We start from the raw sequence: 14,118 nt of genomic DNA, 5'->3' as shown, positions 1-14,118 counted from the left end.
TGTGATGAGGATACGACAGCAAATGGACCTACAATGGGAGGCTTGAGCCGATGTGTCTTGAAAGGGACTTGCACGGTTCTTAGGGGAGAAAGGGGCAGTGATGCCCCTAACTTACCCGACTTAACTACAAACGTATACTTTTTTGAATTAAATTATTACAGCTTAATAGGAAAGCAATTAATTAAATTATATTTGAGAAACAACCTAAATTATTAATTCATGCAGAAAAAGAAGAAGGCTAGAAAAATGTACGTTCTAACCTTCTTCTTTCTTTATTTTTATAAAGATTTTATTATTATTTCTTGATGCTAAGTAAAGCTATTGCATCATGTAAATGTATAGATTCCACATTCCTACATTCTACATCAAATCCTTTAATCCACTCTATTTCATATAAATCTGCAGCTACAAGACGTACTATATCTTCTACAAATCGAGGATTTTCATATGCTTGTTCTGTTACAATTTTTTCATCTGGTCTTTTTAATATAGAATGAATATACGCACTGGCATTTGATTCTGCGGCATGTAATAAAACTTGCTTCCAATCTATATCATCACTGTAATCTGGAGCAAGTTGAGCATTCATTGTTACGTACCCACGCTGATTATGAGCACTATATTCACTGATTTCTTTTGAACAAGGACATAATGTTGTAATTCCACAAGTTAGACTAACTTCGTCTTGAAATCCATGTTCTTGAGTATAATTAAGTCTCATTTTTGCTTGCGTATGGTTCAGTCCGGTTAAATCTGAAGAGGGACCTTTACGTTCATAAAACCATGGAAACTCTACTTGAAGTTGAGTTTCCTTTTGTTCTAGTCTTTCTGATAACGTTTTTACAAAATCGTGAAGAGTAGAAAAATCTAATATGAACCCTTGACGTCTATACCGTTCTAACTGCTCTACAAAACGACTCATATTTGCTCCTTTTCTATCATAAGGAAGGCTAGAAGTTAAGGTAAATGTCGCTATAGTCGTTTGTTGATTTGGAGATAATGAACTATGTATATTAACAGGTTGTTTTATGTTGCTAATTCCTACTTGATTTATGTCAAATAAAAATTTGTTTTTTTGATTTTGTAAATCTTTCATCCCATCTTTTGTAGTGGGTTTAATTTTTGCACCTGGTGGCACAGAGCCAAATAATTTATGTCGTTTTTCTTTAGAAGGCAGTTTAATAATCATCTTCTCATCCTATCAACATGTTATTGCTATTAATAAAATTTATAATCTTAAATAACTTTATTAAAGATAAAATAATTATTATAAAGATCCCATTCCTTTTTTATATTAACAATATCGATACGTCCAAGATTTAGAGAGTAAATCTAATCAAACTGTTTAAACTCCTTTTCATTGTTTAACTTTGAAAATTTCGTTTCTTCGTCAAGGTAGATCCTACTCTCAGTTGCTCCGTGTTGACCACAGTATTTTCCTAGATAAGGGGTAGCTTCATTATCTAAGGAAGCTAATACTAGCTGACATATGCGCCTTCCAGCTTTCAACTGAATAGGTACATGGTTAGCATTGTAAAGCTCTAACGTGATATGACCTTCAAACCCAGGATCTACCCATCCAGCGTTTTGAATAAATAGCCCTAACCTCCCTATAGAACTTCTTCCTTCTACAAAAGCAGTTAGATTATTTGGTAATTTTATATACTCCATAGTGGTACCTAAAATAAAGGAGTGAGGCGGAATCATAATAACGTCCTGATTAATCTCTCTATATTCTGCCGGTTTATCGAATGAAATCATGGAAGTAATGTGCTCATTAATCGTAAGAAAATGCGTTCCTAATCGTAAATCAATAGAAGCTGGTTGTATTTGTGAGTTAACAATGGGTTTAATATCCAATTGTTGAACTTCCAATTTCTCTAAAATCGTCTTGCCAGTTAAAATCACAATGTCTTTTCCTCCTAAATAAAAATTTTCTTTAGCTTAGTTAATTAAACTAATCCTATTTTCTGGATACTCTTGTTCATATAAATAACAGAATCGTTTTTCATATGAACAAGAGTACATTTCTTGAAAATAAATCGTAATCATTACGTTTAATGTAATGCTAAAAAAATATCTTCTAAAAGTCAACTATATTTTTCCCCTTGTTTCTTTAGAATGTATTAACTAGGTCTCTTTGTTATTTGCATTTGAATCACAAGTAGGATATTATAACAAAGTATAAATAGTAATTATTACGATTTAAAAAATAATATATATCTTTTAATTAACCAAAACAAGCAACTTAAAGAGAGGATGTATTCTATTGGCAAAAAAATCTAAAGTAGTAAAAGAAAAGAAGCGTCAAGAACTAGTCAAAAAATATGCTGAATTACGAAGAGAATTAAAAGAAAAAGGTGACTATGAAGCTCTTCGAAAGCTACCAAGGGACTCAGCACCAACTCGTCTACACAATCGGTGTGAACTAACAGGAAGACCTAGAGGATATTTAAGAAAATTTAAGATGTCTAGAATTGCTTTTAGAGAATTAGCACATAAGGGTCAAATTCCAGGAATCAAAAAATCTAGCTGGTAAATGAGGTTCAAGAAATATAAAGAAACAAGAGAGTAATAATCAAATTTAAATCGTAATCATTACTATTGTTTTATAGGAGGAATGAATATGGCAACATGGGATTTGAGCCAAACTAAACATCACGTGCTCATTTGTAACGGAAGTAGTTGCAATCAATTTGGAGCAGAGGAATTAACTCAAGCTATCCGGAAGGAGATTTCGGATCAGGATCTAGATGAATTCATACATACAACTCGTACGCGATGTAATGGGCGGTGTCATGATAAGTGTGTAGTTGTCGCGTATCCTAACGGAATGTGGTACAAAGATTTAAAACCGGAGGACACCAAAATATTTATTGATTCCCTTATGAATGGAAAAGATGAAACGGGAAAAGTAAGTCATTTATTTAGTAATGAAGGCTTTCGGAGGACTGAGGGAATTGTAACTGGGAACTCCAAAGAGAAAGAAAAAGTAATGAAAGTATCAAAAAAATATTAAATAGAGGAATGTAACAATGGTATTAATGAAACCAAATAAGATTCCTGTCACTATTCTAACAGGCTATCTAGGAGCTGGAAAAACCACTCTATTAAATCGAATATTGACAGAAAAACATAATCAGAAGATTGCTGTTATCGTAAATGAGTATGGAGAGATTGGAATAGATAATCAGTTAGTAATAGATGCAGATGAAGAAATTTTAGAAATGAACAATGGCTGCATCTGTTGTACAGTGCGTGGGGATTTAATCCGAATTTTAAAAACACTTAACTTATCAATGGAACAAGGTAAAGTGAAATTTAACCGTATTTTAATCGAAACAACAGGTTTAGCAGATCCAGCACCAGTTGCCCAGACATTTTTTATGGATGAATTACTATCTGAAAAATTTGAAGTGGATAGTATTGTAACCGTAGTAGATAGCAAGCATGTGACTAAGCATCTAGATGGCCATGATGAGGCACAGGAACAAATTGCATTTGGCGATGTCATCATTTTAAATAAGACTGACTTGATATCGAGTGACGATTTAAATTCATTAGAACAAAGAATTAATCAAATGAACCCTACAGCTAAACGCTTGTACGCTCAAAATTGCAGTATAGATTTGAATGAAATTTTAGGAATTCACACATTTGATGTAGACCGAAAGATTGAAATTGATCCTCATTTCTTAGAAGAACATCATCACCATCACCATGACGATAAAGTATCATCTATTGCTTTTAAAGAAGAAAAACCACTTGATTTAGATAAGGTTAATCATTGGATGAGTTATCTTGTCCAAGAGAAAGGAGAAGATCTCCTAAGATATAAAGGAGTTCTTTATATTAAAGGTATGAAAGAACGAATTGTATTTCAGGGACTTCATATGCTCTTTTCCGGCAGATCTGATCGTAGGTGGAAAGAAAGTGAGAGAAAAATAACTGAGTTGGTCTTTATCGGTAAAGATTTAAATAAAGAGGAATTAGCTATACAATTTAAAAATTGTATAGCTAATTAAAGAATATATGGACTAGAGGTATTATACAATTTCATACTCGTTAAGGATGTACTTTCTTAGCTTTATCGAGTATGAAACTTACTGGCGGAACCATGATTATAACTTTTTTTGAAAAATAGACTGCCACGTGGCTTGTAAATAGATGCACTAATACATGCAACTCACTTCCCCCCTTTCCAGGCCTAGGTAAAATTAATAAAATGTCTAACAATTATAAGTGGGTAAATGAGGCGCTAATAGTTGAAAATAATTAACGCCTCTTCATGATAAACTTTTTTTAGACAATTATTTTTTTCATTTTCATCTACAATTTATCTATATTACCTGTAGTAAAACGTAATTGTTACTATCCATATTTAGTAATTAGTTTTTGAAGGGCGATATCTATGATTAAGGAAAAATATATAACTTACTTACAAGAAAATGGGTATAAATGTACCCCTCAAAGAACTTTGTTATTATCATATTTCTGTCAGCATAAGAATAAATTAATTTCAGTTAATACAATGATGAATTATCTAAAGAAAGATAACAGGCATATAAGTCTCGATACTATTTACCGGAACCTTTCATTATTTGTAGCTATTGGTTTATTAAAATCTACGACTCTTAATGGTAAAAGATTATTTAGTTTAAAAAATAATCTTGACCATCAACATATGTTCATTTGCACAGAATGTAGAACGACAAAACCTCTTAATTTTTGTCCCATGGGGATAGTTCAATCCTCTTTAAATGATTGTTCGATTAAAAGCCATAAATTCGAGGTCTATGGTTTGTGTCCAAGTTGTTCCTGATGTAAATAATTATTTAAATTACTTAAAAAAAGGCTGTCAAATCATTGACAGCCTTTTTTTAAGTAGTTTATTATTCCCCCCTGGTTTTAAATAATTTCTCGAAAGCTTGCCAGGGCATAAAAGCACAATTATATCTTGCAGAAAATTTATGAATATCTCTTGAACTAATTGCATCCTCTAATCGCAAGTCATCTACTATTTTTTTAGATATTATCATATTATTCATAACTGTAGAGAGTTCTTATATCTCATTAATTGTCTATCTTAAAGCCAATTTCTGGGACCGTCAATAATTTTGTGTAAATACGAATTTCCTCTTCTTATAGATGTTATCCACTAGTTTGTTTTAAACATCATTTGTAGCTCTGCTCGAGCTTGATCAAAACCAATATGACATCTTGTGGCAAAGCGCTGATTATACTGATCAAACTGTGAAACGAGGAAGCGTTCAAGTGACTCTTCGTTAGGGAATTGTTCCTTACGTTTACTATATTTCTTGATTTGTTTATTAAACGACTCAATGAGATTGGTAGAATAAATACTACGCCAAATAGACTTAGGAAAGCTATAAAATGTGAACAAATAAGGGTTATTGAGCAATGGCTTTGTCACTTTCGGATACTTAGACTTCCACTTTTCAACAAACGAATGCAGGGCCTGTTGGCCCATTTCTAGGCTTTCTGCACGGTACACAGATTTGAAGTCTTCACAGATTTCAGCTCGGTCGGATACACGAACTTTATGAGCAATCGTACGTGAAAGGTGGACGCAGCATGTTTGATAAGAAGAAGCTGGATAGACAGCGAAAACACTGTCTGAGATACCTTTTAACCCGTCGGAAATAAACAACAGAATCTCTTCTACGCCACGAGATTTGATGTCTTCTAAAAGTTCTTTCCAGACAAAGGCGGATTCGTTAGGGGCGATTGTATAACCAAGTACTTCTTTTGAACCGTCTTCGCGAATGCCAACGGCAATATAGACAGCCTCTTTTGACACCGTATCTCGTTTCAAGGCAATGTATGTAGCGTCCAAATAAACGCACGCATAACGTGCGCACAAGTTTCGATTTCGGAAGGCTTCTACCTGTTCAGACATCACTTTTGTCATATTTGAAATGGTTTGAGGCGTGTAGTGATGACCATACATGCGCTCAATTAAATGCGCAATTTCAGCTGTCGTTACACCCTTTTGGAACATATGAATGACAAACGCTTCAAGCGTATCATTGGCTCGTTTATAAGGAGCCACCGTCTGTTGCTTAAAGTCGCCATTCCGATCACGAGGAATAACGAGATGAAGTTCTCCAAACTCTGTAAGCAGCGTTCGTTCGTAAGAACCATTTCGTGAATTCCCCGTATTAAATCCAATACGATCATATTTTTCGTAGTCCAAAAAAGCTGTCAATTCGCTCGCTAAGAGCGTATTAACCGCACGTTCTAAGTGAGAACGGAAAATTTCCGTCACATCTTCTTTTTGGACTAGAGCTTGAACAAGATCTGTTGTAAACTGATTCATAGGAAGACCTTCTTTCTTTGAATTGGTTGTGGTGACTTAATTCTACAAGAAAAGGTCTTCCTTTTTGTATTTATTCATTTACACAAGATATTTTACGCTCTCCCATTTCTATTCTGTTCATTGTAAGTTACTATGAACTAGATAATATAAACTTGTTATTAACAATTAGTAGTCATAATATAACAGTACTATAACTACTGATAGATATAATTGATCAAAAAATTGAAATGAGCTCTTTTGTATATACATGTCTTTCTTCATTAAATAATTGTTCGGTGTAGAATTGATCGACAAGTTTTCCATCTTTCATAACCATAATCCGTTGACTCATTTCTTTGACAGCAGCAAGGTCATGTGAAATAAATAAATATGAAAGATTTAATGTTTTACGAAGCTCTGTTAATAAAGTAAGTACTGCTCCTTGAGAAATAACATCAAGACTTGATGTGGGTTCATCTAAAACAATAAATTCAGGTTCAATACTAATAGCACGAGCAATTGTTACACGTTGTCGCTGCCCTCCACTTAGCTCGTGAGGATATCGATTTGCTAAGTTAGATGGTAACTCAACAACTTCCAGCAGCTGCTTTATAAATGCATCCTTTGAAGTATATGAAAAATGCATAAGATTAAGTTCCTTCTTAAATTGAGTGTAAGGATCGATAAGTGAATCTTTTATTTTAAGTTTCGGATTTAAAGACGCTAAAGGGTTTTGCAGCACAATTTGAATCTTTCTACGATAAGGATGTAACTGTCGATCATTAAGCTGTTCAATTGCCTGTTCTTTAAAATAAATTGATCCACTATCAATAGATTCAATTCGTAGCAGACAGCGAGCTAATGTACTCTTACCACAACCACTTTCGCCGACAAGACCTAGGCATTCTCCCTTGTTCAGTTCAAATGAGATGTTATCGAGAATGGTTTTCTTAGCCTGATATGATTTTTTCAACTCATGTACAGTAAGTAAATTCATTTGTTTTCAACCTCCAGTAAACCTGAAGGAAGACCACGTCCAAGTGTAGGAGCTGCTTGAATTAATTGCTTGGTATACTCGTGCCTTGGATGATCAAGTATACGATGTTTATTGCCTGATTCAATAATTTTACCTTCCTTCATCACTGCTAAGCGAGTCGCATATCGCTTAACATGTCGCCAATCATGAGTAATAAATAATATAGTACAGCCCTTTTCTTTTTGACGTTTGGCCAGTAATTCCAAAATTCTATGTCCAGAGACGCTATCAAGCGCAGTTGTTATTTCATCTGCAATTAATAAGTCTGGAGATAGTAAAAGTGCCAATGCAATGGAAACACGTTGAAGTTGTCCACCACTTAATTGAAAGGGATATCGATGGTATAGTGTTTCGTCTAGCCCAACAGCTTCAAGTTCTTTCTTTACATTTAACTGGCGAGTTTTTGGATCATGAATCCCATGATTTTTCTGGTATTCCTCAAAATGTTGAGAAATGGTACGAAACGGTGTAAAAGAACCTTGATAATCTTGAAAAATATAAGAAATTTTTTGACCACGTATTGTTCGCATTTGCTTTGGTGATAATTCAAGCAAATTCTCCCCATTGAAAAAAATCTTTCCTTCTATCTGTAAATTAGGGTGAAGAAGTTGTCCAATTGACTGGGATAATAGACTTTTTCCACTTCCACTTTGCCCCACAAGAGCATACCATTCACCTTTACGAATCGAAAGGGACACGTTATCTACAATTTTCTTTTCTCTACTGCTAACAGATATTTGCTCAATCGATAAAATCATTTTCGTATCTCCTTTTTTACATCAAAATGATCACGTAAATAGTCTCCCAACATGTTAGTCAGTAGTACTACGACTACAATTGCTAAACCAGGGTATACCATTAATTCAGGTTTTGACTCAAAATAGGGACGTGATTCGTTTAACATTGCTCCCCATTCAGGAGTTGGCGGTTGTGCTCCTAGCCCTATATACGATAGAGAGGAAATGAGAAGAATAATTTTACCTAAATCAAGACTTGCCAAGACAAGAACGTTCCCTACAATATGTGGAAATAAATGTTTTCGCATAATTTTAGACGAAGATAGTCCGTTGGTTTTTGCAACCAACACATAATCCTTTTGGGATTCTGATAATACTGTGCTCCGAACTAGACGAGCATAACTGACCCACTTTACCAACACAATGGCAAGGACAAGATTGCCTATTCCAGGTCCAAGTAAACCACTTAAAACAATTGCAACAATTGTATCAGGGAAAGCTAAAAATCCATCGGCAATTCTCATAAATATCCGATCAACCAGCCCACGTTTATACCCTGAAATAAGACCAAAGGGAATTCCAACAATGAGGGCAACAATTAGCGCTAGAGAACTGTACCCAATTGTCTGAATCCCCCCCAACAATAGCCTAGTCAAAACGTCTCTACCAAGGTGATCCGTACCAAGTGGGTGCTGAATGCTCCCTTCTAGAAGACGTCCATCAAGATTTGTTAATGTAGGATCATACTTTAAATAGTAAAAAGTATAAATAGAGACTAAAATTACAAAGGTAATGGATAGCAATCCAATTATCCCTTGCCAGACCTGCTTTTTTTCATTAAACAAATGCATAGAAAGAACCTTCATCTATTGCTCTCCGTTTCTTTTAATTTCATTTCCGGATTTAAATATCGATAAGATAAATCAACACATGTATTAACAATAAAAACTACAACAGACATAATTAAAATATATCCTTGTATGAGTGGATAATCTCGTTGGCGTATCGCATCGACTACAAGCTTTCCTATGCCAGGATATGCAAATAGAACTTCAATCACCACTACACCGCCAATTAAGCTTCCCAAACTTACCCCAAACACAGTAATAACTGGAGGGAGACTATGTCGAAATGCATGGACTAAAAAGATTCGTTGATCTGACAGACCACGAGCTTTTGCTGAACGAATAAATTCCTGCCCTAGAGAATCGAGTAAGCTTGAACGAAGCAAACGAACATATACACTAGAAATAGCTAAACCAAGTGTAAGCGATGGTAAAATTAACGAGGGTAGTCCATCTCTCCCCATCGTTGGAAACCAACTAAAACGTACGCTAAGTAAATCGATAAAAATGAGGCCTAACCAAAAACTAGGGATAGCTGCTCCAATAATTGATAGTATTCTACTAATCTGATCAATCCAGCTATCCCGATACAGTGCCGATAAGGAACCTAATGGAACTGATACTGCCAACATAACTATCAGTGACCCAATTGTTAATTCAACCGTGGCAGGAAGACCAGTTAAAATCATTTCTATTACAGGTTGACCAGTAACATACGACTGACCGAAATCAAGTTGAATAAAATTAAGAAGCCAGTACCCGTATTGAACGAGTAAAGGCTTGTTAAATCCCATTTCTTCTCTCAGCATTTCTACCTGTTCTTGACTAACAGACAGTTCATCCACATTCAGAATAGTCAACACAGGATCCCCAGGCGCCAGCCTAATAAATAAAAAGCTTACAAAGGTAATAAACAACATAAAAATAAATACTTCAAGAAATTTCCGGACAATAATTTGAACCATCTACCTACTTCACATCCAATTGATTTGTAATCATGTAATATTCACTACGGGTAGTTACCCAGTTCTTAACCTTATGTTCATTGTAGGCAACGATCGTTGAAGGATGTAAAACAAATGAATTGATTACATTTTCATTTATGTAATCAGCTGCCTGCTCTGATAGTATAGCTCGTTCCTCTTGATTGACTGTTTTATTCAGTTTATCAATGATAGCTGTCAATTTTGGATCACTTGCACCACTAAAATTCAGAGCACCAGTTGGATGGTAAGTGGCATTTAAATAATACCCTGCATCCCCACGAGGAGCTGTCAAATTACTATAAGTAGCCAAGTCCCAATCACGGTTTGATGCCATATATTCCTCTGGGATGTCGATTTGTCTTATCTCAACATCAATTCCAATTTTTTTAGCATCTGACTGAAAAACTTGAGCAATTAATGGTAAATCAGCTCTTGATGAATATGTTAGTAAGGTAAATTTAAGTGGTTCCCCATTTTTTTTCATTTTTCCATTTTTAAGCTTATACCCAGCTTTCTCTAAATGTTTTATAGCTACGTCTGCACCTTTTTCCACTTGACTATTTTCATACTTTGGAGCAAATGGAAGAGAAGGAAGAAACGGACCTTGAGCAGCTTCAGCATGCCCAAGCAGGATAGTATCCACAATTTTCTCACGGTCAATTAACGCATCTACAGCTCTTCGTACATTAGCATCTTGTAAACTTTTACGTTGCATATTCATAGTCATTTGATGTACACGAAAAGTTGCTGTGGACTCAACTTTGATATTATTCATTGCCTTTAATGTTTCCAGACTTTCTACCTCTGGACGATAAACAATATCTACCTGGCCAGACTTTAAGGCAAGTGAACGAGCGTTTGCGTCCTCATTAAATGAGAAAGTTACAGAATCAAGCTTTGAAGCTCCATCCCAATAATCGTCATAACGTTTTAATTCTAGTTTGCTTCCAGGAGTGAAACTTTTTAGTGCGAAAGGTCCTGTACCTACAGGTTTATTAATAATATTGCCCTCTGTTACATCAATAATTGAAACATTAGGGTTTACAAGTTCGGATATAAACTCTGGAAAGGGTTCAGTATTTGTAATGTTTAAGGAGTACCCATCTGCTTGAATATTGTCAATTTTCAGTGCATTTTTTACAGCAACACTCTCTTTAAGTGCACGTTCCAAAGAGGCTTTAACTGCTTCAGCATCCATTTTCGTTCCATTGTGAAATGTAACGTCCTCCCTAAGTTTAATCGTCCAGTGTTGACCATCTTCGCCCTCCCAGCTTTCAGCCAACCATGGTTTGATGGTTAAGTTTTCTTCATCTAATCGAACTAGCGTTTCTGTTAGTCCTGCTCTTAATGGAACATAACTTGAATCTACATGTGGATCAAGAGAATTAGTAGAGAAATTATAGAGAAAATGAACGTGTTTCCCTTCTCCCTGGGTTTTAGTTTCTGTTGTTGAGGCCTCACAGGCACTTAATAAACCTGCAAATATTACTAAAAAGCCCATTTTAAGAAAATTATTTCTTATGTACTTATGAAAAGTATTATAAATCCTATAAAAGTCTCTATTTTCAACCATTTTAAGTATATTCCTCCTAATACGAAATAATTACGTTTTATATTCTATCGTAATCATTACGATTTGACAACATTAATAATTTTATAGATTATATCTTTAACTTGTTATTTTTTAAGGATATGATAAGTTTGCATCCATCTTCGTACCCAAATAGAAGGAAAGCTTATAGTTACATTATGAGAAGGAAAATAGCACCATTGAATTGTAATCATTACGGTTTGAGGAAGAGACTTCTCTTACTCGAATTAACCAGTTCAATAAAAAGAAAATAAAGCTAACTGTGTTAAGGTAGCTTTATAATTTCATGACATTTCTTTATATGCTTTTTTAACTCTTAGTAACTCTTGTTTATTCTCTTTTAGTAATTATTCAAATGATCTTTGTATTTAAGTAAAATAATAACTTCATTTACTCCAAACGATAATAAGTGCCAAATTAACTTCCTTATCATGCATTAATCTATTATCCACTTTTCTTTTAAGAGATTTTTATATTTATAACAACAAAGTATAAAATTTATAAAGTATTTAGTGTTTATATGTTTTCGGTAAGGTTATTTTATTTAGAGATATAATATTCACTTATTTTATATAAAGAAGTAAATGAATAAACATACTTATAAAAAATATAGTTTTACTATTTACTCTAGATGACGACAAATAAAGCATTATTCTACAACGTATGTAATAGTTAACACTATTTTTTGTAAAATATGTTAACCATTACTCTTCTTAATAAGATTAAATTACATTTATATAAAACAATATTGTACCTTTCATTTTTTATCATATATTATAAAACTTTATCTCTTATATGTACAAATAGATAAATACCTTATTTGTCGTCACTAAGAGTAAATAGTAAAACTTTAATAATAAACGAAGTACTTTAATATTTACTCAACAGGTCACGAAACACATTATAGGAAATAAAAAAGACTTTATAATTTACAAAGGCTTTTGAAAAATTATTTAGTTAAGCTTAAAAAATGTATTTACCTATTAAAAAAATTTTTTATAGCTTCTAAACGTATGTTATGACCACATTCCTCACAAGTATATTTCCCTTTCATATTCTCTTTAACTTGTTTATATTTCAATGTACCTTCATATACTCTAAATTTCCTTCTACAACATATACAAATTACTTCATAATAAAAAATTACAAATCTCTCCTTTCCTTGAAATTAATATATATAAAATATAGGAATTAAATGAAGAATTTTTATTTGAAGTTTGAACAAACTACTCAAGATGTATAAAATCATCATGACTAACTTCGAATTACGTCACGAAAAAACCTACCTCTTTTGTCTGGGAAGAGATAGGTTTTTTCTGTTTTCAGCCTGTATATGGTATACATCTGTAGTTACCATAATGTTACTCATCGGTAATTACTTAATCCTGTGTTTGAGTATGGATAGGTCTGCACAGTTTCTCCACATCTATTTGATATAAATAGTGGACAGCAGTACTTATTACAAGGAAAGGGTGTATATATGAAAAAGTTACTATTTGTCTTGGTATCTCTCTTAACTATGGTTGCTTTGGTAGCATGTAATAAGGATTCTGAACATAAGCAGATGAAACACGACATGGCAAACATGGACCATAACGATTCTTCAAAAGAAAAACAACAAGTTGCAGTACAAACCGATTGGAAGTTTGAACATTATCCTCAGGCTAATACAACCAATCAGTTAACAATCACAATCAAAGATAATAAAGGGAAGCCTATTTCCGAATTTGAGGTAAATCACGAAAAGAAAATGCATCTGATTGTTGCAAGCAAAGATTTGTCAAAATATCAACACATCCATCCTACTTATAAGGGAAAAGGTGTGTTCACAGTACCTGTTACGTTTACTCAGGGAGGATCATTTCAGTTAATTGCTGATTTTATACCGAAAGGACAATCGGATACAGTTCAAATGCATACGGTTTCTGTTAAAGGAAATACACCAGCCCCTGTTAGCCTTACACCTGATAAGAAATTAGTAAAAACTGTTAATGGTAATCAAGTGTCTCTTAAAATAGATAGCCAGCTAAAAGCGAATCAGGAAACTATGCTAAATTTTCATTTTGAAGACGCTCAAACCCAACAGCCTATTCAGGATTTACAACCATACCTTGGAGCTGTAGGACACGTTGTCATTCTAAATCAAGACGCAACAAAATATCTGCACGTACACCCGATGGATGAAAGGGTAAAAGGATCTAATGCTATGTTCCATACAACATTCACTTCACCTGGCGTCTATAAAGTTTGGGGGGAGTTTCAGCGCAGTAACAAAGTCTTTATAGTTCCATTCGTAGTGGAAGTTAGTAAATAACTAAAAAAGAATCTATCTCTGTGAGTTATTCGTCAATCATTCTTTCTGTATAAACTACTTCAGATAAATTAGATCATCCAAAATACATTTATATTACAGCAAGGAACTACTGTTGAGGAACAGTAGTTCCTTCTATCTTTTGACTCTATAACCTATGAATGTTCAGTTAAGTCGGGTAAGCGAGGGGCATCACTGCCCCTGACTCCCCTAAGAACCGTACGTGAGCCTTTCAACTCATACGGCTCAAGCCTCCCATTGCAGGTCCATTTGCTGTCGTATCCTCATCACAC

General features: G+C 34.1%; 14 protein-coding genes. 6 read left to right on the top strand and 8 right to left on the bottom strand.

The annotated features are described in order from the left end of the window. The coding region (locus ACN6NE_RS28895; RefSeq protein WP_474328816.1) for a hypothetical protein at nucleotides 1-216 on the top strand (216 nt) is incomplete at its 5' end. Between the two features lie 79 nt (nucleotides 217-295). Here ACN6NE_RS28895 and folE2 read toward each other — a convergent pair. Beyond that, nucleotides 296-1,189, bottom strand: a complete 894-nt coding sequence (folE2, locus tag ACN6NE_RS28890) for a GTP cyclohydrolase FolE2 (RefSeq protein WP_474328814.1) — start codon at nucleotides 1,187-1,189, stop codon at nucleotides 296-298. Nucleotides 1,190-1,332: 143 nt separating this feature from the next. Beyond that, nucleotides 1,333-1,908, bottom strand: coding sequence for a dCTP deaminase (gene dcd / locus ACN6NE_RS28885; protein WP_474328812.1), 576 nt, complete (start codon nucleotides 1,906-1,908; stop codon nucleotides 1,333-1,335). A gap of 361 nt (nucleotides 1,909-2,269) precedes the next feature. Here dcd and rpsN point away from each other — a divergent pair, with 361 nt between their 5' ends. The 4 genes from rpsN (at nucleotide 2,270) to ACN6NE_RS28865 (ending at nucleotide 4,822) form a co-directional block, all read left to right on the top strand. Continuing rightward, nucleotides 2,270-2,539, top strand: a complete 270-nt coding sequence (gene rpsN / locus ACN6NE_RS28880) for a 30S ribosomal protein S14 (RefSeq protein WP_474328810.1) — start codon at nucleotides 2,270-2,272, stop codon at nucleotides 2,537-2,539. Between the two features lie 87 nt (nucleotides 2,540-2,626). Further along, nucleotides 2,627-3,019 carry a (2Fe-2S) ferredoxin domain-containing protein gene (locus ACN6NE_RS28875; RefSeq protein ID WP_474328808.1) on the top strand — a complete coding sequence of 131 codons (393 nt, stop codon included), beginning with the start codon at nucleotides 2,627-2,629 and terminating at the stop codon, nucleotides 3,017-3,019. Between the two features lie 16 nt (nucleotides 3,020-3,035). Further along, on the top strand, nucleotides 3,036-4,025 hold the full coding sequence (locus ACN6NE_RS28870) for a CobW family GTP-binding protein (protein WP_474328806.1): 990 nt from the start codon (nucleotides 3,036-3,038) through the stop codon (nucleotides 4,023-4,025). A gap of 386 nt (nucleotides 4,026-4,411) precedes the next feature. Next, the gene (locus ACN6NE_RS28865) at nucleotides 4,412-4,822 is read left to right on the top strand and encodes a Fur family transcriptional regulator (protein WP_474328804.1); all 411 of its coding nucleotides are present in this window, start codon (nucleotides 4,412-4,414) and stop codon (nucleotides 4,820-4,822) included. Nucleotides 4,823-5,158: 336 nt separating this feature from the next. Here the strand turns inward: ACN6NE_RS28865 and ACN6NE_RS28860 are convergent, their stop codons facing one another. The 6 genes from ACN6NE_RS28860 to nikA all read right to left on the bottom strand — a co-directional run bounded on the left by ACN6NE_RS28860 (nucleotide 5,159) and on the right by nikA (nucleotide 11,496). Next, nucleotides 5,159-6,340 (bottom strand): IS256 family transposase, encoded by a 1,182-nt coding sequence (locus ACN6NE_RS28860; protein WP_474328802.1) that lies wholly within the window; start codon nucleotides 6,338-6,340, stop codon nucleotides 5,159-5,161. A gap of 214 nt (nucleotides 6,341-6,554) precedes the next feature. Next, nucleotides 6,555-7,316: an ABC transporter ATP-binding protein gene (locus ACN6NE_RS28855; RefSeq protein ID WP_474328800.1), complete on the bottom strand. Its 762-nt coding sequence runs from the start codon at nucleotides 7,314-7,316 to the stop codon at nucleotides 6,555-6,557. Beyond that, nucleotides 7,313-8,113, bottom strand: coding sequence for an ATP-binding cassette domain-containing protein (locus ACN6NE_RS28850; protein WP_474328798.1), 801 nt, complete (start codon nucleotides 8,111-8,113; stop codon nucleotides 7,313-7,315). The genes ACN6NE_RS28855 and ACN6NE_RS28850 overlap by 4 nt, the downstream gene beginning before the upstream one ends. Continuing rightward, nucleotides 8,110-8,958: a nickel transporter permease gene (gene nikC, locus ACN6NE_RS28845; RefSeq protein ID WP_474328796.1), complete on the bottom strand. Its 849-nt coding sequence runs from the start codon at nucleotides 8,956-8,958 to the stop codon at nucleotides 8,110-8,112. The genes ACN6NE_RS28850 and nikC overlap by 4 nt, the downstream gene beginning before the upstream one ends. After that, nucleotides 8,955-9,902 (bottom strand): nickel ABC transporter permease, encoded by a 948-nt coding sequence (gene nikB / locus ACN6NE_RS28840; protein WP_474328794.1) that lies wholly within the window; start codon nucleotides 9,900-9,902, stop codon nucleotides 8,955-8,957. Before nikB ends, nikC begins: the two co-directional genes overlap by 4 nt. A 4-nt stretch (nucleotides 9,903-9,906) precedes the next feature. Beyond that, nucleotides 9,907-11,496, bottom strand: a complete 1,590-nt coding sequence (gene nikA, locus ACN6NE_RS28835; RefSeq protein WP_474328792.1) for a nickel ABC transporter substrate-binding protein — start codon at nucleotides 11,494-11,496, stop codon at nucleotides 9,907-9,909. Nucleotides 11,497-12,994: 1,498 nt separating this feature from the next. Here nikA and ACN6NE_RS28830 point away from each other — a divergent pair. After that, nucleotides 12,995-13,828 (top strand): hypothetical protein, encoded by an 834-nt coding sequence (locus tag ACN6NE_RS28830; protein ID WP_474328790.1) that lies wholly within the window; start codon nucleotides 12,995-12,997, stop codon nucleotides 13,826-13,828. The last annotated feature ends 290 nt before the right edge of the window (nucleotides 13,829-14,118 follow it).

Source organism: Priestia sp. 53B2, assembly GCF_056099005.1.
This window is presented reverse-complemented; position numbering and strand designations above follow the sequence as displayed.

What these genes read in the sequence shown, in the direction of transcription:
- nikC (WP_474328796.1), bottom strand. Translation starts at nt 8,958, where the DNA reads ATGAAGGTTCTTTCTATGCATTTGTTTAATGAAAAAAAGCAGGTCTGG.
- ACN6NE_RS28860 (WP_474328802.1), bottom strand. Translation starts at nt 6,340, where the DNA reads ATGAATCAGTTTACAACAGATCTTGTTCAAGCTCTAGTCCAAAAAGAA.
- ACN6NE_RS28875 (WP_474328808.1), top strand. Translation starts at nt 2,627, where the DNA reads ATGGCAACATGGGATTTGAGCCAAACTAAACATCACGTGCTCATTTGT.
- ACN6NE_RS28870 (WP_474328806.1), top strand. Translation starts at nt 3,036, where the DNA reads ATGGTATTAATGAAACCAAATAAGATTCCTGTCACTATTCTAACAGGC.
- ACN6NE_RS28830 (WP_474328790.1), top strand. Translation starts at nt 12,995, where the DNA reads ATGAAAAAGTTACTATTTGTCTTGGTATCTCTCTTAACTATGGTTGCT.
- ACN6NE_RS28855 (WP_474328800.1), bottom strand. Translation starts at nt 7,316, where the DNA reads ATGAATTTACTTACTGTACATGAGTTGAAAAAATCATATCAGGCTAAG.
- ACN6NE_RS28850 (WP_474328798.1), bottom strand. Translation starts at nt 8,113, where the DNA reads ATGATTTTATCGATTGAGCAAATATCTGTTAGCAGTAGAGAAAAGAAA.
- nikB (WP_474328794.1), bottom strand. Translation starts at nt 9,902, where the DNA reads ATGGTTCAAATTATTGTCCGGAAATTTCTTGAAGTATTTATTTTTATG.
- nikA (WP_474328792.1), bottom strand. Translation starts at nt 11,496, where the DNA reads ATGGTTGAAAATAGAGACTTTTATAGGATTTATAATACTTTTCATAAG.
- folE2 (WP_474328814.1), bottom strand. Translation starts at nt 1,189, where the DNA reads ATGATTATTAAACTGCCTTCTAAAGAAAAACGACATAAATTATTTGGC.
- ACN6NE_RS28865 (WP_474328804.1), top strand. Translation starts at nt 4,412, where the DNA reads ATGATTAAGGAAAAATATATAACTTACTTACAAGAAAATGGGTATAAA.